At 63.5% G+C, this 19,903-nt stretch carries 17 protein-coding genes and 1 pseudogene; 10 read left to right on the forward strand and 8 right to left on the reverse strand.

Going from position 1 to position 19,903, the window contains the following annotated elements:
• Positions 1–254 precede the first annotated feature (254 nt).
• Positions 255–1,142 carry a phosphotransferase family protein gene (locus FJW04_RS11530; RefSeq protein ID WP_140614878.1) on the forward strand — a complete coding sequence of 296 codons (888 nt, stop codon included), beginning with the start codon at positions 255–257 and terminating at the stop codon, positions 1,140–1,142.
• The gene (locus tag FJW04_RS11535; protein ID WP_140714200.1) at positions 1,139–3,592 is read left to right on the forward strand and encodes an FAD-dependent oxidoreductase; all 2,454 of its coding nucleotides are present in this window, start codon (positions 1,139–1,141) and stop codon (positions 3,590–3,592) included. Before FJW04_RS11530 ends, FJW04_RS11535 begins: the two co-directional genes overlap by 4 nt.
• Here FJW04_RS11535 and FJW04_RS11540 read toward each other — a convergent pair.
• Entirely contained in the window at positions 3,589–4,221 is a 633-nt protein-coding gene (locus tag FJW04_RS11540; RefSeq protein ID WP_140614880.1) for a class I SAM-dependent methyltransferase, read from the reverse strand. The two genes, FJW04_RS11535 and FJW04_RS11540, sit on opposite strands and share 4 nt — an antisense overlap.
• A 91-nt stretch (positions 4,222–4,312) precedes the next feature.
• On the opposite strand from FJW04_RS11540, the gene FJW04_RS11545 reads away from it, so the two are divergent.
• Positions 4,313–5,215 carry a phosphotransferase family protein gene (locus FJW04_RS11545; protein WP_140714202.1) on the forward strand — a complete coding sequence of 301 codons (903 nt, stop codon included), beginning with the start codon at positions 4,313–4,315 and terminating at the stop codon, positions 5,213–5,215.
• An 18-nt stretch (positions 5,216–5,233) separates the two neighbouring features.
• Here the strand turns inward: FJW04_RS11545 and FJW04_RS11550 are convergent, their stop codons facing one another.
• Positions 5,234–6,157, reverse strand: a complete 924-nt coding sequence (locus FJW04_RS11550; protein WP_140714204.1) for a DMT family transporter — start codon at positions 6,155–6,157, stop codon at positions 5,234–5,236.
• 108 nt (positions 6,158–6,265) lie between these two features.
• A complete protein-coding gene (locus FJW04_RS11555) occupies positions 6,266–7,546 on the reverse strand; it encodes an amidohydrolase family protein (protein ID WP_140714206.1) in 1,281 nt (426 codons plus the stop codon).
• Between the two features lie 151 nt (positions 7,547–7,697).
• Between FJW04_RS11555 and FJW04_RS11560 the strand changes: the two genes are divergently transcribed.
• Positions 7,698–9,452 (forward strand): ABC transporter ATP-binding protein, encoded by a 1,755-nt coding sequence (locus FJW04_RS11560; RefSeq protein ID WP_140714208.1) that lies wholly within the window; start codon positions 7,698–7,700, stop codon positions 9,450–9,452.
• Between the two features lie 304 nt (positions 9,453–9,756).
• Here FJW04_RS11560 and ilvD read toward each other — a convergent pair whose 3' ends face one another.
• On the reverse strand, positions 9,757–11,601 hold the full coding sequence (ilvD, locus tag FJW04_RS11570) for a dihydroxy-acid dehydratase (RefSeq protein WP_140714210.1): 1,845 nt from the start codon (positions 11,599–11,601) through the stop codon (positions 9,757–9,759).
• A gap of 267 nt (positions 11,602–11,868) precedes the next feature.
• On the opposite strand from ilvD, the gene FJW04_RS11575 reads away from it, so the two are divergent.
• The gene (locus FJW04_RS11575) at positions 11,869–12,339 is read left to right on the forward strand and encodes a VOC family protein (RefSeq protein ID WP_015314150.1); all 471 of its coding nucleotides are present in this window, start codon (positions 11,869–11,871) and stop codon (positions 12,337–12,339) included.
• Positions 12,340–12,426: 87 nt separating this feature from the next.
• Here the strand turns inward: FJW04_RS11575 and FJW04_RS11580 are convergent, their stop codons facing one another.
• On the reverse strand, positions 12,427–14,019 hold the full coding sequence (locus tag FJW04_RS11580) for a peptide chain release factor 3 (RefSeq protein WP_140614886.1): 1,593 nt from the start codon (positions 14,017–14,019) through the stop codon (positions 12,427–12,429).
• 160 nt (positions 14,020–14,179) lie between these two features.
• Positions 14,180–14,302 (reverse strand): annotated as a pseudogene (locus tag FJW04_RS11585) (alpha/beta fold hydrolase); the annotation flags it as partial.
• A 99-nt stretch (positions 14,303–14,401) separates the two neighbouring features.
• On the opposite strand from FJW04_RS11585, the gene FJW04_RS11590 reads away from it, so the two are divergent.
• Positions 14,402–15,475 carry an FAD-binding oxidoreductase gene (locus FJW04_RS11590; RefSeq protein ID WP_140714212.1) on the forward strand — a complete coding sequence of 358 codons (1,074 nt, stop codon included), beginning with the start codon at positions 14,402–14,404 and terminating at the stop codon, positions 15,473–15,475.
• Positions 15,476–15,805: 330 nt separating this feature from the next.
• Here FJW04_RS11590 and FJW04_RS11600 read toward each other — a convergent pair whose 3' ends face one another.
• Together FJW04_RS11600 and FJW04_RS11605 are read right to left on the reverse strand one after the other, a co-directional pair.
• Positions 15,806–16,606: a class II glutamine amidotransferase gene (locus FJW04_RS11600; protein ID WP_140714214.1), complete on the reverse strand. Its 801-nt coding sequence runs from the start codon at positions 16,604–16,606 to the stop codon at positions 15,806–15,808.
• Between the two features lie 15 nt (positions 16,607–16,621).
• Positions 16,622–16,870 (reverse strand): DUF6356 family protein, encoded by a 249-nt coding sequence (locus FJW04_RS11605; protein WP_015314154.1) that lies wholly within the window; start codon positions 16,868–16,870, stop codon positions 16,622–16,624.
• A gap of 114 nt (positions 16,871–16,984) precedes the next feature.
• On the opposite strand from FJW04_RS11605, the gene FJW04_RS11610 reads away from it, so the two are divergent.
• The 4 genes from FJW04_RS11610 (at position 16,985) to FJW04_RS11625 (ending at position 19,896) form a co-directional block, all read left to right on the forward strand.
• Complete coding sequence (locus FJW04_RS11610) at positions 16,985–17,455, forward strand: Lrp/AsnC family transcriptional regulator (protein WP_140714216.1); 471 nt, start codon at positions 16,985–16,987, stop codon at positions 17,453–17,455.
• 85 nt (positions 17,456–17,540) lie between these two features.
• A complete protein-coding gene (gene dut / locus FJW04_RS11615) occupies positions 17,541–18,026 on the forward strand; it encodes a dUTP diphosphatase (RefSeq protein ID WP_140714218.1) in 486 nt (161 codons plus the stop codon).
• A gap of 54 nt (positions 18,027–18,080) precedes the next feature.
• A complete protein-coding gene (locus tag FJW04_RS11620; RefSeq protein WP_015314157.1) occupies positions 18,081–18,752 on the forward strand; it encodes an HAD family phosphatase in 672 nt (223 codons plus the stop codon).
• Positions 18,753–19,092: 340 nt separating this feature from the next.
• Complete coding sequence (locus FJW04_RS11625) at positions 19,093–19,896, forward strand: oxaloacetate decarboxylase (RefSeq protein WP_140614891.1); 804 nt, start codon at positions 19,093–19,095, stop codon at positions 19,894–19,896.
• Positions 19,897–19,903 lie beyond the last annotated feature (7 nt).

Below are 19,903 nucleotides of genomic sequence, written 5' to 3' on the forward strand. Positions count from 1 at the left end.
ATGGTAATTGGCAGAGCCGCAATTCACTGACCCCAGGCAGCCTGTAACGTGTCTGGCGCAAGGAATTTTCAGATCCGCGGGGGCGGATGCCGGGCGCAAAAACCTGGCCAAGGGGCTCGTCGGTGCGGTGCGGGATACCGATCCTGGCATCCCGCACCGACGAGATTGTTTGCGTTTCACCACGCCGCCGTTGCGCGGCCCATGGCGCCATATCGAAGCCCAGCAAACCAGGCCTGCCAACCAGGGATGATCCCGTGATTGCCGAAGACCGCATCCACGCCCTGCCGTGCTGGACGGGCGCCATCGAGATCGCGCCGCTGCCCGGCGGCCTGAGCAACGCCAATTATGTGGTCACCGATGCGGCCGGCAAACATGTGGTGCGTTTCGGCCAGGATTATCCGTTCCACCATGTCTTCCGCGAACGGGAGGTGATGACCGCGCGGGCGGCTCACGCGGCGGGCTTCGCACCGGCGGTCCGTTATGCCGAACCGGGGATCATGGTGACGGCGTTTCTTGGCGCCAGAACCTATCTGGCCGAGGACGTGCGCGCCAATCTCCGCCGCGTCGCGACGCTGATGCGCGGCTTTCACCGCGAGATGCCCAACCATATCTCCGGCGCCGGCTTCATGTTCTGGGTGTTCCACGTCATCCGCGACTATGCACGCACGCTCGACGAGGGCAACAGCCGCAAGCGCGGTGACCTGCCGCGCTTTCTGGCGTTGGCCGACGAACTGGAGCGCGCCCAGAAATTGCTGCCGATCGTCTTTGGCCACAATGATCTTTTGCCGGCCAACATTCTGGACGACGGCGGCAGGCTTTGGCTGATCGATTTCGAATATGCCGGCTTCAATACGGCCATGTTCGACCTTGCCGGCGTCGCCTCGAACGCGGGCATGAGCGACGAGGAATCCTTCGCCTTCCTGACCGCCTATTTCATGAAGGAACCGGACGAGGCGATCCGCCGCTCGCACGCCGCCATGCAATGTGCCTCGCTGCTACGCGAGGCGATGTGGAGCATGGTGTCGGAGCTCTATCTCGACGCTCCCGGCATCGACTACGTCGCCTACACCGAGGAAAACCTGGCGCGGCTCGACGCGGCGCTGGAAAACTACCGGATAAAATACGGGATCCTGAAATCATGACCTTGCCTAGCCAGGCCGAGATCGTCGTCATCGGCGGCGGCATCATCGGCTGTTCGACGGCCTATCATCTGGCGCGTGACCACAAGGCCGACGTGGTGCTGCTCGAACAGGGCAAGCTGACCTCGGGCTCGACCTGGCATGCCGCCGGCCTGGTCGGCCAATTGCGCTCGTCGGCCTCGATCACGCGAGTACTGAAATACTCGGTCGACCTCTACAAGGGGCTGGAAGCCGAAACCGGTCTTGCCACCGGCTGGAAGATGACGGGGTGCCTCAGGCTCGCCACCAATGCCGACCGCTGGACCGAATACAAACGGCTGGCGACGACGGCGAAAAGCTTCGGCATGGACATGCAGCTGCTGTCTCCGGCGGAAGTCAAGGCGATGTGGCCCTTGATGGAGACCGGCGATCTCGTCGGCGCCTCCTGGCTGCCGACCGACGGCCAGGCGAGCCCTTCCGACATCACGCAGTCGCTGGCCAAGGGCGCGCGCATGCACGGCGCCAATCTCTACGAGGACGTGCGCGTCACGGGTTTCGAGATGAAGGGCGACCGCATCACGGCGGTGAAGACCAATCAAGGCGACATCGCTTGCGACAAGGTCGTGAACTGCGCCGGGCAATGGGCGCGGCAGGTCGGCGCGATGGCCGGCATCAACGTGCCGCTGCAGCCGGTCAAGCACCAGTATATCATCACCGAGAAAATCGCGGGGCTGGGAACCGACGCGCCGACGCTGCGCGACCCCGATCGGCGCACCTATTTCAAGGAGGAGGTCGGCGGGCTGGTGATGGGCGGCTATGAGCCGAACCCGCAAGCCTGGACGACCAATCTTCCCGGGGGCGACGTGCCCAATGATTGGGAGTTCCGGCTGTTCGACGACGACTACGATCATTTCGAGCAGCACATGGCGCAGGCGATCGCGCGGGTGCCGGCGCTGGAGACGGTCGGTGTCAAGCAGATGATCAACGGATCGGAAAGCTTCACGCCGGACGGCAATTTCATCCTCGGTGTGGCGCCCGAATGCGCCAACATGTTCGTCGGCGCCGGCTTCAACGCCTTCGGCATCGCCTCGGGCGGCGGCGCCGGCTGGGTGCTGGCGCAATGGGTGGTCGACGGCGAGGCGCCGCTCGACCTTTGGGTGGTCGACATCAGGCGTTTTTCCAACTTGCACCGCGACCGGCAATGGGTAAGCGAACGTACGCTGGAAGCCTATGGCAAGCATTACGCGATCGGCTTCCCGCACGAGGAATACACCAGCGGCCGGCCGCGCATCGTCTCCCCGCTCTACGACAGACTGAAAGACCATCGCGCCGTGTTCGGCTCCAAGCTCGGCTGGGAACGGCCGAACTGGTTCGCGCCGGAGGGCGTCGAGCCGAAGGACATCTATTCGATGGGCCGGCAGAACTGGTTCGCCGCCGTCGGCGACGAACATCGGCACGTGCGCAAGCGTGTCGGTATCTTCGACCAGTCGTCCTTCGCCAAGTACGAGCTGAGCGGGCCCGACGCGGCGAGGGCCTTGGACTGGATCTGTGCCAACGATGTCGGCAAGCCGGTCGGCCGGCTGACCTACACGCAACTCCTCAACTCGCGCGGCGGCATCGAGGCCGACCTGACCGTGTCGCGGCTGGCCGAGGAAAAATTCTACATCGTCACTGGCACGGGTTTCCGCACCCATGATGCCTCGTGGATCAGCGACCATATTGGCCACGGCCTCGATGCCCAGCTCGCCGATGTCACCGAGGATTTCGGCACGCTGTCGCTGATGGGACCGCGCGCCCGCGACGTGCTTTCAGCGGTCACCGATGCGGATGTGTCGAATGCCGGCTTCCCGTTCGGCCATGTGCGCGAGATCACAATAGCCGGTCACACAGTCCGGGCGCTGCGCGTCACCTATGTCGGCGAACTGGGCTGGGAACTGCATGTGCCGATCGCCGCTACCGGCGAAGTCTTCGACGCGCTGATGGCGGCCGGCGGGAAGCACGAGATCCGGCCGGTCGGCTACCGCGCGCTGGAATCGCTGCGGCTGGAAAAGGGCTATCGCGCCTGGGGCTCCGACATCACGCCCAACGACACACCGCTGGAAGCTGGGCTCGGCTGGGCGGTCAAGCTGCGCAAGAACACCGACTTCGTCGGACGGCGCGCACTCGAGAAGATTGGCGGCGCCTCGCTGAAGAAGCGCTTTGCCGGCTTCACGGTCGACGATCCGGAGATCGTGCTCGTCGGACGCGAGACCATCCTGCGCGATAGCCAGCCGGTCGGCTATCTCACCAGCGGCGGCTATGGCTACACGGTGGGAAAGAACATCGGCTACGGTTATGTGCGCAACGCTGACGGAGTAAGCGATGATTTTCTCGCCTCGGGCAGCTATGAACTTGTGGTGGCGATGGAGCGGACGCCGGCTCAAATCCATCTTGAGCCGCTATACGACCCGGCAATGGAGCGCGTGAAGGCTTAACTCACGCGCAAGGCGAGGCCACGGCTGGGGACGGTATCGGCCTCGCCTGGCATTGAGACATATGGTCGTGTTTCCTCGACCCGCGTGACCAGGCCTTGTGCCTCGAGTTCGGCGATGCGCGCGGCAAAACCGTGATCCCACAACGTGTTCTTGACCGTCAGCACGATCACCCCACCCGGCCGGCAGATGCGGATCAGTTCGTCCAGTCCCTCGGCGCCGACATGGCCGGAGGTAAAGACGCCGGCCGAGATGATGCCGGCATAAGTGCTGTCGGCAAATGGCAAGGCGCCGCCGAGCGCCAGACAATGCAGCGCCGAATAGACGCCCTTGCGCGCGGCTTGATCCAGCATGCCTTGCGAGATATCCAGCGCCTCGACCTGGGGATAGCCGGCAATATCGAGCCACTCGCCGATCAGCCCGGTACCGGCCCCGGCGTCGAGCAGCGGGGCTGACCCGCGCGGCAGATGGCGGGCGAGCAAAGCAAGGCAGATGGTCGGGTGGCGGTAGCCGGCTGCCGACATGTCGGCGTCGTAGGTTTGCGACCAGCGGTCGTACAGTGCGGCCACCTCTTCCGGGCGCTTGGCCGCGTAGACCTCGCCGAGCGCGCCTTGATGTTTGCTGTCCGCCACTGTCCACCATCCCTCGTCTCGCCGCGATGATAGCCAAACGGCGAAAATTGTGGAACCGTGCAGCCGAGAAATAACGCGTGGGGACGCAGGCATGGGGACAGACGAGGCGCGGGCAAAACTTGCCGTCATTCCGGTACTGGCCGGCTATACTGGGCCGCTGGAACGGCTCGGCGGCTTGACCAACCTCGTCTTCAAGGCCGGCGATTACTGCCTGCGTATTCCAGGCAAAGGCACCGAGGAATACATCAACCGCGCCAACGAGGCGATTGCCGCGCGTGAGGCGGCAATCGCGGGGGTAAGTCCTGAAGTGCTGCATGCCGACGCCGCCAGCGGCCTGATGGTGACGCGCTACATTGCCGGTGCGGAGACGATGTCGCCGGAGAAGTTCAGGGAGCGGCAGGGCAGCCCGGCCCGAGCGGCCGAGGCCTTCCGCAAGCTGCACGCGTCCGGCGCGGTGTTCCCTTTCCGCTTCGAACTGTTTTGGATGATCGACGACTATCTCAAGGTGCTGTCGACCAGGGATGTCGCCCTGCCCGCCGGCTATCATGACGTGGTGCGCGAGGCCGAGAGCGTACGCTCGGCCTTGGCCGTCCGCCCCTTGCCTCTCGTCGCCTGCCATTGCGACCCGCTGTGCGAGAATTTCCTCGACACGGGCGAGCGGATGTGGATCGTCGACTGGGAATATTCGGGGATGAACGACCCGCTCTGGGACCTCGGCGACCTCAGCGTCGAAGGCAAGTTCGAAGCCGCCCAGGACGAGGAGCTGATGCGCGCCTATTTCGGCGGCGAGGCGAGGCCGGCGGAGCGCGGCCGCATCGTCATCTACAAGGCGATGTGTGACCTGTTGTGGACGCTGTGGGGGCTGATCCAGCTTGCCAATGAAAATCCCGTCGACGATTTCCGCGCCTATGCCGACGGCCGCTTCGCCCGCTGCAAGGCGCTGATGGAGACAGAGGAATTTTCGCGGCACCTGGCGGCGGTACGCAAGGGCTAGGCACCAGAAATCTGGCCCCTAGTTCACACCTTTCGGCACGTTCTCCGGCGGCACCGTGGTGTCTACCACCTTCTGGCGGTGGAAGATGAACAGGCCGGCCAGGACGATGATGCCCGAGCCGATCAGGATGCGCGGACCGGGAACGTCGCCGAAGAACACCAGCCCGAACACCACCGCCCACAAGAGCAGCGTGTAGTGCAGCGGCGCCAGCGTCGAGGCCGGCGCCAGTTTCAGCGCCCTGGTGATCATCAGATGCGCCCCGCAGGAAACGATGCCGAGCAGCAGCATGGCGCCGAAATCAAGCGCAGACGGCGTCTTCCAGGCCCCGATGGTGAGGGCGCCGCCGACCGCCAGCGTGCCGATCGTCTGCCATGTCACCAGATTGGTGTCGCTGGTGCCGCGCAGGCGTCGGTTGAGGATGATGGCGAAGGCGAAGGCAAGGCTGCCGACAAGTGCGAAACTCGATGACAGCGAAAACGCGGCAGAGGACGGTTTCAGCATGATGACCACACCGCAGAAGCCGAGCAGGATCGCCACCCAGCGGCGCCAGCCGACCTTTTCGCCAAGCAGGAAATGTGACAGCGCCGCCACATAGATCGGCCCGGCCATGTAGAAGCTCATCACATCGGCAAGCGGCAGGTAGACGACGGCGGCGTAGAACAAGGCGGTGTCCAGTGTCGTCGCCACCACGCGCAGGATCTGCAACCCTGGCCGCTCCAGCTGGAACAGTCTGCCGGCGCCCTGGTTGGCGATCATCGGACCCAGCACGAAGAAAGCGCCGATCGAGCGGATGAGCACCACCTGGCCGACGGAGAAACTGGCGACCAGCCACTTGCCCATCGCATCATTGAGCGCAAACAGGAAGTCGCCGGCCAGCATCAGCAGGATGCCGGCCAGGAGGACATTCTTGATTGTGGAATTCCGCGCCACGGGTTGCGTCATGCCTGCCCCGATTCCTCCCTCGCCCGAGCCGCGTCGTAGACGGAAGCGCCGGCTTTGACGAGGAGAAATCGGGAAATAGGTAAGACCAGCGTCGGGAATCGGCTGTATCTAGGTGGATATATGTCTGCGGTTCACCTGCGACGGCCTGCCGGAGATCGAAAGCCTGGTATCCTGCCTCGTCCGCTCCGCCACCACCTTGCCCTTGGCAATGACGCAGATGCGCTCGGCGCGCAGGCGCAGAGCCTCGATCGGATTGCCGGCATCGAGGATCACCAGGCTGGCGCGCTTGCCGACGCCGAGGCCGAGATGGTCGAGGCCCATGATCGCGGCATTGACGTTGGTGACCATGTCGAAGCAGCGCGCCATGTCGGCGGGGCTCGACATCTGGGTGACATGCAGGCCCATGAAGGCGACGTCGAGCATGTCGGCGGTGCCCAGCGAATACCAGGGGTCGAGCACGCAATCCTGACCCCAGCCGACACGGATGCCGAGCGCCAGCATCTCCTTGACGCGCGTCATGCCACGCCGCTTCGGAAACGTGTCGTGGCGGCCCTGCAGCATGATGTTGATCAGCGGATTGGGAATCGCGGAAACGCCGGCCTCGGCGATCAGCGGCAGAAGCTTCGAAACGTAGTAATTGTCCATCGAATGCATCGAGGTGAGGTGCGAACCGGCCACCCTGCCCTGCAGGCCGAGGCGCTGCGCTTCGTAGGCGAGCTGTTCGATATGGCGCGACAGCGGGTCGTCGGTCTCGTCGCAATGCAGGTCGACCATGAGCCCGCGTTTTACCGCGATCTCGCACAGTTCGGTGACCGAGCGCGTGCCATCGGCCATGGTGCGCTCGAAATGCGGAATGCCGCCGACGATGTCGACGCCCATGTCCAGCGCGCGAATGGTGTTTTTTCGCGCGGTCGGCGAGCGATAGAAGCCGTCCTGAGGGAAGGCAACCAATTGCAGATCGATATAGGGGGCGACGATTTTCTTGACCTCCAGCAGCGCCTCGACGGCCAGCAGCCGGTCGTCGCAGACGTCGACATGGGTTCGGATGGCGAGCAGCCCCATCGACACCGCCCAGTCACAATAGGCGAGCGCCCGGTCACGCACGGCCTCGTGCGTCAGGAGCGGCTTCAGTTCGCCCCATAGCGCTATGCCTTCGAGCAGCGTGCCCGACGCGTTGATACGCGGAAGGCCGTAGGAGAGCGTCGCGTCCATGTGGAAATGCGGATCGACGAAGGGCGGTGACACCAGATTGCCATGGGCGTCGACCTCGGTCCGCGCGGAACCGTCGAGCTTCGGCTCGATCGCGGCGATCGTCTCGCCGCTGATGCCGATGTCGGCGATGCCGCCATCCGGAAGCGTGCCGCCGCGCACAATAAGATCGAAATCCATCTGTCATCATCCTGCTTGAAGAATCACTGCCGCATCGTGTCTCAAAAGACACCCCGCCGCAGCGGTTTCTTTCCATGGCGGCGAAAGGTTCCCTCCGGCGGCATCTCCCTCTATAAGCCGCCTTCGTCATCCCGGCATCAAGGATCAGCCGTTGTTTCGCTTCTTCCGCTCGACGGAGAACCAGCGCCTCGTCGCAAGGCTGCTCCGGGAATCGTTCCGGCAACACAGGGCCGGCTACGCCGCCGCCATCCTGTCGATGCTCGTGGTGGCCGGCATGACGGCCGCCAGTGCCTGGATCCTGCGTGAAATCACCAATGAATTCGTCATCGATAAACGGGTCGACCGCGTCAATATGATCGCCGTGGCGGTCGCCGGGATCTTCATCGTCAAGGGCATCGCCAATTTCGTCCAGGCCTACTTCATGAGCCGCGTCGGCAACGCCATCATCGCCGAACGGCAGCGCAAGATCTATGACCGTATCCTGGCGCAAGGCATCGAATTCTACCATTCGACCTCGTCGTCCGACCTGATCACCCGCATGACCAACAATGCCCAGGCGGCGCGCAACGTGCTCGACCTCATCGTCACTTCCTACGTGCGCGATCTGGTGACGCTGGCTGCCCTGATTGGGGTCATGGTCTGGCAGCAGCCGGCGCTGTCGCTGATCTGCTTCGTCGTCGGTCCGTTGGCCATCTACGGCGTCAACCGCATCCTGAAGCGCGTGCGCAAGTTCGCCGCCATGGAGTTCCGCTCGGTCGGCCAGATCGTGCAGGTTATGCAGGAAACCGCGATCGGCGTGCGCGTGGTCAAATCCTTCAATCTCGAAGGCCTGATGCGCAAACGCATGTACAGGGCGGTGGCGGACGTCGAGGATCGGGCCAACAACATCGCCGCGCTGGAAGCGGTGACCAATCCGGTGATGGAAACGCTGGCCGGCCTGGCGATCGCCGGCGCCGTCATGGTCAGCGGCTTGCTGGTCCTGCAGGGCGGCCAGATGCCTGGCAACATCATGGCCTTCATCGCCGCGCTGCTGCTTGCCTATGAGCCGGCAAAGCGCCTCGCGCGGGTGCGCATATCGCTGGAAAGCGGCATTGTCGGCGTGCGCATGATGTTCGAGCTCGCCGACCAGCCGCTGACATTAGCCGAGAAGCCGGATGCGAAGCCGCTTCGGGCCGGACCGGGCGAGATCCGGTTCGATGCCGTCAGCTTCGCCTATCAGAACGGTCCGCCGGTGTTGGACCGGTTCGACCTGACCCTGGCGCCCGGCAAGATGACGGCGCTGGTCGGCCCCTCCGGCGGCGGCAAGTCGACGATCCTGAACCTCATCATGCGCATGTATGACCCGAAGAGCGGCAGGGTGCTGCTTGACGGCCAGGATATTTCCCATGCCACGCTCGCCTCACTGCGGGAAAAGATCGCCTATGTCAGCCAGGATACGTTCCTGTTTGCCGGCACGATCATGCACAACATCCGGCTTGGGCGCGAGGACGCGACCGACGACGAGGTGATCGCCGCGGCCAGGGCTGCCAACGCCCATGACTTCATCGTCGCGCAGGCGAAAGGCTACGAGACGGATGTCGGTGAGAATGGCGGCCTCTTGTCGGGCGGCCAGCGCCAGCGCATCTCGATCGCGCGCGCCATGCTGCGCAATGCCGAAATCCTGCTGCTGGACGAGGCAACCAGTGCGCTCGACGCCGAGTCGGAAGCGCTGTTCCGCGACGCGCTGCAACAGCTGACGGAAGGGCGCACCACAATCGTCATCGCACACCGCCTCTCGACCGTGCACCAGGCCGACACGATCGTGGTGCTGGAAGCCGGCAAGGTGGTGGAAAGCGGGCCGCACAAGATGCTGCTCGGGCAAGGCGGGCTTTACCAGAAGCTATATGAATATCAGCTGATGCCTTAATGTGGGGCGGCGCAAGTCGAGGACAGGTAGTCCTGCGGAGTTTGTGCTGCCCCTCATTGTCCTGCCGGACATTTCTCCCCGTATAGCGACGGGGAGAAAGGGGTCGGCATCAACGGCTTCGCCCAATTTGTCGTTGTTGCAAGAATGCTAAGAGGTTGCCGTAAGCCCCTTCTCCCCGTCGCTATACGGGGAGAAGATGCCGGCAGGCAGGTGAGGGGCGGCGCTGATGTGACCGGCAACGAGCATAGTTGAAGCCGCTCACGAGCGCAGCTATCGCAGCGTCGTCAGACTCCCCACCCGGATCCTACTCCGGCACGTGCCTCACCGCCCCCTTGTCGGCGCTGGTGGCGAAGGCGGCGTAGGCGCGCAGCGCCGTCGTCACCTTGCGCTTGCGCTTTTCCTGCGGCTTCCAGGCGTCCGCGCCCCTGGCCTCCATCGCCGCCCGGCGCGCATCGAGTTCCGCGTCATCGACGGCAAGGCGAATGGTGCGGTTCGGGATATCGATCTCGATCGTATCGCCCTCCTGCACCAGTCCGATCAGCCCGCCTTCCGCCGCTTCCGGCGAAGCATGGCCGATGGACAGGCCCGAGGTGCCGCCGGAGAAGCGCCCATCGGTGACCAGCGCGCAGGCCTTGCCGAGGCCTTTCGACTTCAGATAACTGGTGGGATAGAGCATCTCCTGCATCCCGGGGCCGCCGCGCGGACCCTCATAGCGGATGACGACGACGTCACCAGCCTTGATCTCATTGGCAAGGATCGCCTTGACCGAAGCGTCCTGGCTTTCGAAGACGCGAGCCGGTCCGGTGAATTTCAGGATCGATTCGTCGACGCCGGCTGTCTTCACGATACAGCCGTCGAGCGCCAGATTGCCTTTCAGGACGGCAAGGCCGCCGTCTTTCGAGAAAGGCGTATTGGCCGAGCGGATGACGCCTGTCTCGCGGTTCATGTCGAGCTCGTCCCAGCGGCGGTCCTGGCTGAAGGCGACCTGCGTCGGCACGCCGCCGGGCGCGGCGAGGAAGAAGTCGCGCACATTTTGGCTCGAGGTGCGCGAAATATCCCAATGGTCGAGCGCTTCGCCGAGGCTCGCCGTATGCACGGTCGGCAGGTCGCGGTTGAGCAACCCGGCATTGTCGAGCTGGCCAAGGATCGCCATGATGCCGCCGGCGCGGTGAACGTCTTCCATGTGGACGTCGGACTTGGCCGGCGCCACCTTGCACAGGACCGGCACCCGCCGCGACAGCCGGTCGATGTCTTCCATGGTGAAATCGACCTCGCCCTCATGCGCGGCGGCCAGAATGTGCAGCACGGTGTTGGTGGAGCCGCCCATGGCGACATCGAGCGTCATGGCGTTCTCGAAGGCGCCCTTCGAGGCAATGCTGCGCGGCAATGCACTCTCGTCATCCTGCTCGTAGTAGCGCTGGGCGAGATCGACGATGAGATGGCCGGCCTCGACGAACAGGCGCTTGCGGTCGGCATGCGTGGCCAGCGTCGAACCGTTGCCGGGCAGCGACAGGCCCAGCGCCTCGGTCAGGCAGTTCATGGAATTGGCGGTGAACATGCCCGAACAGGAACCGCAGGTCGGGCAGGCCGAGCGCTCGATGACCTTGACGTCCTCGTCGGAGATCTTGTCGTCGGCGGCCGCAACCATGGCATCGACGAGGTCGAGCGCCTGCGTCTTGCCGGCCAGCACAACCTTGCCGGCTTCCATCGGGCCGCCGGAGACGAAAACGGTCGGGATGTTGAGGCGCAATGAGGCCATCAGCATGCCGGGCGTGATCTTGTCGCAATTGGAAATGCAGACCATGGCGTCGGCACAGTGCGCATTGACCATGTATTCAACGGAATCGGCGATCAGCTCGCGCGACGGCAGCGAATAGAGCATGCCGTCATGGCCCATGGCGATGCCGTCGTCGACGGCGATGGTGTTGAATTCCTTGGCGACACCGCCGGCCTTCTCGATCTCGCGCGCGACGAGCTGGCCTAGGTCCTTCAGATGGACATGGCCCGGCACGAACTGGGTGAAGGAGTTGACCACCGCAATGATCGGCTTGCCGAAATCGCTGTCCTTCATGCCAGTAGCGCGCCACAGGCCGCGGGCGCCGGCCATGTTGCGGCCATGGGTGGTGGTGCGGGAGCGATAGGCGGGCATGAATTTTCCTTGGCTGTCTGGCTGCGCTCGATGCGGAGCGTGGCGGCGCTGAATTTTGATCGCAGGGTTTATAGACCGCCAAGTATGGTCTGGCCACATTTTTGCAATGCGCCAGGTTCTCCTGAAAAAACGAGCGTCTCAGAAAAATTCGATGTCTATGTCGGGTCGGGCGTATCAGGGCCGTCCTTGGGCAGACGGCAAGAAATGGCACCATTCTCGGAGTCAGCCGTTTCATTGTAACAGCAGGAAGCAACCTAGGAGCACGACATGCAAAAGATCACCACCTGCCTGTGGTTCGACGGCCGGGCAGAAGAGGCGATGAATTTCTACGTCTCCATCTTCAAGAATTCGAAGGTTACGAGCGTTCTGCGTTGGCCCGAGGGTCACGCAGATGCGGGCAAAGTGCTGATGACCACGTTCGAGCTCGACGGCGTGCCGTTCCAGGCGCTCAATGGCGGACCGCAATTCAAGTTCAACGAGGCGATGTCACAGTCGATCGACTGCAAGACGCAGGAAGAGGTCGACTACTTCTGGGAGAAGCTTATCGAAGGTGGCGGCGAACCTTCGCAATGCAGCTGGCTAAAGGACAAATTCGGTGTGTCTTGGCAGGTCGTGCCGGAGCAGCTGCCGCGCCTGCTTCTGGATCCGGACAGGGCCAAGGCCGGCCGGGTGATGTCGGCAATGATGCAGATGAGCAAGATCGACATCGCTGAGATCGAAGCGGCGGCCAAGGGGTGATCATAAGAGTAGAGTAGTGAGTAGTTGCTAGTGAGTAGTGCGATGGGAGAACGAGGCGTACCTACTCACTACTCACTACTCCTAGAATCACGCCGCCTTGTCTCGCACCTGATAATCCTTGATCGTGGCGAAGCGGATCGCCTTCCAGCGTTCGGCTTCGTAGTTCAGCGAGAAGGCGTGCTGGGCGAGGAAGACCGGGTCGTTGTCGAGGTCGCGGGCGATGTCGCCGCGATGCGCCTCGATGAAGCGAAGCACCTCGCCCTTGTCGTCGGCCGATATCCAGCGGCAGATGGAAAAGCGCGACATCTCGAATTCGACCGGCAGCGTATATTCGAAGTTCAGCCGCTCTTTGAGCACATCGAGCTGGAGGGCGCCGACGACACCGACGATGGCCGGCGAGCCGTCTTCCGGCGAGAACAGCTGGACGACGCCCTCCTCTGCCATCTGGTGCAGCGCTTCCTTGAGCTTTTTCGCCTTCATCGCGTCGCCGAGACGGACGCGACGCAGGATTTCCGGGGCGAAGTTGGGCACGCCGCGAAACAGGATTTCCTCGCCTTCGGTCAACGTGTCGCCGATGCGCAGCGTGCCGTGGTTGGGAATGCCGACGACATCGCCGGCAAACGCCTCGTCGGCGGTGACGCGGGTGCGGGCAAAGAAGAATTGCGGCGCCGAGAGTGACATCGGCTTGCCGGTGCGCACCAGCTTGGCCTTCATGCCGCGCTCGAGCTTGCCCGAGCAGACGCGCACGAAGGCGATGCGGTCGCGGTGATTGGGATCCATGTTGGCCTGGATCTTGAAGACGAAGGAAGTCATTTTCTCCTCCGTCGCCTCGATAGTGCGGGTATCGGCCTCCTGCGCGCGGGGCGGCGGGCCAAAGGCGCCAAGCGCCTCGATCAGATCGCGCACGCCATAATTGCGCAGCGCCGAGCCGAAATAGACCGGCGTCAGATGGCCCTCGCGAAAGGCCTCGATGTCGAGCGGACGGCAGGCTTCTCGCGCGAGCTCGAGTTCCTCGATGAAGGCCTCGCGCTCGTTTTCCGGCAGAAGGCCGGCAACGCGGTTGGAATCGGGACCGTTGACGGGGGTGCGTTCCTTCTCGTCATCGCCCTTGCGCACGGCGTTCAGCGCCAGGTGATAGGTACCGGAGAAGGTCTTGCCACGGCCGATCGGCCAGGTGATGGGCGCGGTGTCCAGCGCCAGCTTCTGCTCGATTTCGTCCAAAATCTCGAACGGATCGCGGCTTTCACGGTCCATCTTGTTGACGAAGGTGATGATGGGGATGTCGCGCAGCCGGCAGACCTCGAACAATTTCAGCGTGCGCGGCTCGATGCCCTTGGCGGCGTCGATGACCATGACGGCCGAGTCGACCGCCGACAGCGTGCGATAGGTATCGTCGGCGAAATCCTCGTGGCCCGGCGTGTCGAGCAGGTTGAAGACGTTGTCCTCATATTCGAAGGTCATCACCGAGGTGACGACCGAAATGCCGCGCTCGCGCTCGATCTTCATCCAGTCGGACCGGGTCTGGATACGGTCCTTCTTGGCCTTCACCTCGCCGGCAAGCTGGATGGCGCCGCCGAACAAAAGCAGCTTTTCGGTCAGCGTCGTCTTGCCGGCGTCGGGGTGGGCGATGATCGCGAAAGTGCGGCGGCGCGCCACTTCCTCTGGGATAGTTTCGGGCATTCTCTTGGGATTTCCGTGTGACAGGCCGGGCTTCTAGCAGCGCAGCGCCGGGCTGTCGACCGGTCCGGCGGCGTGAACACCGCCGGTTGCGGGGCTTGCTTCAGGCTGGCTCGTTCAAGCGGCCTGCCTGAACGACCCCCGGAAGCCATCCGGCATGGCACTGCCGCGCCGCGAGATGAAAGGCAAGGGCCGTGCCCCAATCCTGGGCGACCAGCACCATGTCCTGGATGCCGAGCGCGTCGAGGAAGGCATCGAGATAGCGCACATGGTCGAAGAAGCGATGATGTCAAGATGCATAATTTTGCGCTGCCAATGTTGGCAACGGGCCGCCGGAATGGCACTGGGATGAACCGTCCCCCAATCACGAGGCAAAGGAGCGACCATGACCGAGGCGAAACAAGTGATCGTCATCGGCGCCGGCATCATCGGCGCTTCCATCGCCTGGCATCTGACCATTGCGGGCGCGCAGGTGACAGTCATTGCCGAAAGCGAACGCGGCGGCGTGGCGACCCCTAACTCGTTTGCCTGGATCAACGCAAGCTGGGGTAACCCGGAGCCGTATTTCCGGCTGCGCACCCGCGCCATGGCTGAGTGGGCTCGCCTAGCGCGGGACCTCCCCGGCCTGCCGCTCAATTGGTGCGGCGGCCTGTGCTGGGATCTGCCGGCGGCCGACATGAAGACCTATGCAGCAGAGCATTCTGAGTGGGGCTACGGAATCGAGCGCGTCGACCGCGGCGAGGTGGCGCTCATCGAGCCCAATCTCACCGAGCTTCCCGATTTCGCCCTGCATGTCGCAGAAGAGGGTGTCGCCGAGCCTGTCGCGGCCACCAAGGCACTGCTGGCCGATGCCGAACGGCGCGGCGCGCGAATCCTCTTCAGCACGGTGACGGCGCTTGTCCAAAGCGTCGGCAAGATTACCGGCGTGGACACATCGCATGGACTGTTTGCCGCCGACGAGGTGGTGATCGCGGCCGGCGTGGGTTCGCCAGACATTGCCGCGACCGCCGGCATCAACCTGCCGATCGAGACACCGCCCGGGTTGATCGTCCACTCGCGGCCTTACAAGAAACTGCTCAACGGGCTGGTGCTGGCCGAGCGCCTGCACATGCGTCAGACCGCCGAGGGTAGAATCATCGCCGGCTCGGATTTCGGCGGCGCCGATCCCGGCATGGACGCCGAAGCCACGGCGCGTGAATTGTTCGCGGCCATGAAGGCCATGCTGCGCGACAGCGACGGGCTGGAGCTGGATTTCCACACCGTTGGCTACCGGCCGACACCGATCGACGGCTTTCCGATCATCGGCCGCGCCAAAGGCAAGGAGGGTGTCTATATCGCGGTCATGCATTCCGGCATCACTCTGGCGCCAGCCATCGGCCTGTTCGCCACGCGCGAAATTCTTGATGGCAAGCGCGACACGCTGCTGGCGCCCTATGGATTGGATCGCTTCGCTCAATAGCCGGGCGGACGGCGAAAGCCGCTGGTCAAGGGCATCATCGCCCTGGCGATGCCGAGCAGCCGCGCCTCCGACCAGCGTTTGCCGACCAATTGCAGCCGATCATCACGCTGCACGCCATGATTGAGGTCGTCACTCTACGGCGCCCCCTTTGTCCTGCCGGACATCTCCCCACCGGTGGGGAGATTGGCAGTTTTCGGCGCTTCGCTCTGTCCTGCAACGCTGGGGATTGGCGAAAGCCATTGAGGCATCCGATCTCCCCCCTTGTGGGGGAGATGTCCGGCAGGACAGAGGGGGGCGCTGTCCCGCGACGTTACTCAATGCGGCGAAAGCCTATCCAACCAGCGCCAGTTTTGCCGCGACCGGAGCGAATGGATGTATGTCGATGCCATCCCTGGTCATGGTGACGAAGCTCGATGGCGGAATCGCCTGCCAGTCGCCGCCCTCGCGATCGAAGGGTTCGGAGACGATGCAGCGGCCGGCCCCTTTGCGGAAAATGGACGTGTAAAGCGTCGGAGCCTGGCCATCGGTGGCATAGCGCACCGCATACAATGCCTGTCCGTCGCAGAAGGCGGCGGTCAGTTTCAGCGCCGGCTCGAGACCGGCACAACGCGAGGCTTCCAGCACCCGGCTGGTGGCGCGCGAGACGGCGCCTTGCGGGTCGGCCGAAAGACCCTCGTCGATCATGAGCAGAAAAAAGAGTTCGGAATCGGTGGTGCCTTCGCGCTGGTCGAAAACGGCGTCGGACAGCGAGTTCTCCAGCGCGCGGCGGATTTTTTCGAAACCGCCGATCTGGCCGTTGTGCATGAACGACCAGCGTTCTGAGATGAACGGATGGCAGTTCATGCGGCTGGTGGCGCTGCCGGTCGAGGCCCTGACATGGGCGAGGAACAGGCTGGACTTGATCTGCCGGCACAGGCTTTTCAGATTGGGATCGGACCAGGCCGGCAGGATATCGCGGTAGAGGCCGGGTTCTGGCCTCTCGCCATACCAGGCAAGGCCGAAGCCGTCGCCATTGGTGGGCGACTTCGCTTCCTGGGCGCAATGGCTCTGGGCGATCAGCGAGTGACAGGGCGCCGTGAGGATGTCTTCGAGAAAGACCGCTTCACCGAGATAGGCCGCCCACCGGCACATCGCTTCTGTCTTCCTCTAGGCGCGATCCGGAAGAGCAGCGGGCTCGTTGATCGCGTGCGTGCCTCTGTTGTGCGTCCGCTCGTAGAGCTCGCGAATGATTCGGCTGGCGGTAGTCTCGAAGAGAAATGGCAAGAAAGCGTGAACAAAAGCTGCTCCCGCCGCCATCAGCAGGCGCGAGGAAAACCAGGCGGCGAAGGCCATATGGCTGAAATAGGTTTCGCCGACCTTGGCCGGATGAGAGGTGAAAATCCTTGCGACCGACATGCTGTTTCCCCTTCAGCGCTTTTCGTTTCGATATGAGTATCCTGACACGCCTCACCGGTTCATTGGTCCCAAAATATCCTTGTATTTTGCTATTCCATGGGACAAACATCCCATATGAGCTTTGGCGTTGACGAAATTGATCGAAAACTGCTCGCCGAATTGCAACGTGACGGCACGCTGTCCGTCGACCAGCTGTCGGAGCGCGTAGCCTTGTCGCGCAATGCCTGCTGGCGTCGCGTCAAGCGGCTGGAGGAAGATGGCGTCATCACCGGCCGCGTGGCGCTGGTCGATGCCGAGAAGCTCGGGCTGGGCCTTTCGGTGTTCATCCTGATCCGCACATCCAATCACGACCCCGACTGGCTGCAGAAATTCCGGGCGGCGGTGACCGGTCTTTCCGAGATCATCGGGGTCTACCGGATGTCCGGTGATCTCGACTATGTGCTGCGCGCCCGCGTCGCCGACGTGAAAGCCTATGACCGGCTCTACCAGCGGCTCATCGCCAAGGTGGCTTTATCCGATGTCTCCGCCTCCTTCGTCATGGAGGAGATCAAGGAGACGACGGTGGTTCCTATGGAACTCCGCTAGGCCACAGTGATGCCTGAAAGAAAGCCGTTGATAGCGCCGCGGTCGAGTTGACCGAATCGACATTCGCGCCGATAGGATCGATTTTATGCGCGCAGCCCTTCAAACACCTTCCGTCATCGGTCCCACCGTCGGCTTCGTCAGGTTGCCGCATGGCGAGGGACTTCCGCTTCCCGCCTATGAAAGCGCCGGCGCCGCCGGCATGGATTTCCGCGCGGCGGTGCCTGAAGACCGGCCGCTTCTGATCCTGCCGGGCAAGCGCGCCTTGGTAGCGACGGGGCTGATCCTGGAAATTCCCGAAGGCATGGAAGGCCAGGTGCGGCCCCGCTCGGGCCTTGCCTTCAAACACGGCCTTACCGTCCTCAATTCACCGGGCACGGTCGACAGCGATTATCGCGGCGAGGTGAAGGTGCTGCTGGTCAATCTCGGCGACGAGGATTTCGCGGTGACGCGCGGGATGCGCATTGCCCAGATCGTTTTCGCCGCGGTGACGCAGGTGGCGGTTGAAGAGCGTTCGCTGGCCGGCGGCACGGCGCGTGGCTCGGGCGGATTCGGATCGACCGGGACCGCCTGATGCCTGGCTGTGTTTCGGCACAGTGAACCGTTTTGCCGGGCAGACTGATCCAACATGATTGAAACACGCCCCCTGCCAAAGCTCGTCATCTTCGACTGCGACGGGATCCTGGTCGATACCGAGAACCTCGCCAACCGGCGCCTGGCCGAATGGCTGAGCGACGCCGGTTTTCCAACGACCTTCGAATATTGCCGCAAGAACTTCTCCGGCCGCAGCATGGTCTCGGTGCAGAAGGAGATCGAAGAGACGACCAGCGTCAGGCTCGGCGCCGATTTCGTCGAGCGCTGGAATGCCGGCCTGCCGGATCTGTTCGCTCACGGTGTCGAGGCGATCCCTCATGTCCGGGAGTTCATCGAGGCGGTCCGCGCGGCCGGCATCGCTTATTGCGTCGCCACCTCGGCCAGGATCTCCAAGATGCACATAACGCTTGGCCAGACCGGTCTGTTGCCGCTGTTCGAACATGCCATGTTCAGCGCCACCATGGTGTCGCGCGGCAAGCCGTTCCCCGACCTGTTCCTGCATGCGGCCAAAACGATGGGCTTCCCGCCCGCCGACTGCATCGTCATCGAGGACAGCGTCGCCGGCACGCAGGCCGGCATCGCCGCCGGCATGCGCGTGTTCTCCTATCATGGCGACCCCTATTCGGACCGCGATGGCTTGATCCAGGCCGGCGGCATCCTGTTCGACGACATGCGCGAGCTCGCCGGGCTGGTGCCGATCCACTGATCCGCTGCACTGGACGCCACGAAGCGCTGTGCTACCTTCCGCGCGCCCGACAATGGGGCGCCGCCATGCCAACGTACCTGCTTCGCTTCATCCTCACCTGGGGTGCTGCTGCGGCTTTGGGGATGGCGGCCTCTGCACAAGCCGTCAGCTTCCCTGACCTCGGCAGCGCGCTGCCCGTCACAAGGATGCCACCTCCGTGCCTGTCGAGATGCGCCACATCGACGCTTTCGAGAAATTGGCAGCAGAGAACGAGAAACGCTTCTGAACCAACCGCATTCGTTTGCCCGGCAGCAAACAGCGCGGTAGCATCCGCCCCAACACTCGTTATGGGGGAGCATTCATGGACAAGGGCAAGATTTTTCGCGACCTGCATGCCTCGACCTTCGTCATGCCCAATCCCTGGGATCCGGGCACGACGAAGCTGCTCGGATCCTTCGGCTTCAAGGCACTGGCCACCACCAGCGCCGGCTTTGCCTTTTCGCGCGGCCTGCCGGATGGGGCCGTGACCTTCGACCAGATGATCCATCATTGCCGCGAGGTGACGGGCGCGACCGACCTGCCGGTCTCGGCCGATCTCGAGAAGGGCAAGGGGGACAGCGCCGAGCAGGCCGCCGAAACCATTTTCGCGGCGGAAGCGGCCGGGCTTGCCGGCTGCTCGATCGAGGATCACACCGGCGATCCTGAAAAGCCCATCTACGAGTTTTCGCACGCGGTGGAGCGCGTCGCCGCAGCGGTGGAGGCGGCGCGGGCGCTGAAGCGCGACTTTGTCTTCACGGCGCGGGCCGAGAATTTCCTCTGGGGCAAGTCCGATCTCGACGACACGATCAAGCGGCTGCAGGCGTTCGAAAAAGCCGGCGCCGACGTGCTCTATGCACCTGGTATCGGCGATGTCGAGATGGTGCGGACCTTGTGTTCGTCGGTCGGCAAGCCGGTCAATGTCATGGCGAGGCCCGGCTTCACCATCGCCGACCTCGCCATGGCCGGTGCCAAGCGGATTTCGCTTGGGCCATGGCTGACCAATTTCGCCTACGGCATGCTGGAGACGGCGGCGCGCGAGATCCAGCAGGACGGCACGTTCGGCTTCACCCGCGCCGCCATGCCGTTCGGCAAGCTGCAGGCGCTGTTCGGCAAATCCCAGGGCTAGGATGGGT

Source organism: Mesorhizobium sp. B2-7-3, assembly GCF_006440715.1.
Taxonomy (GTDB): Bacteria; Pseudomonadota; Alphaproteobacteria; order Rhizobiales; family Rhizobiaceae; genus Mesorhizobium; species Mesorhizobium australicum.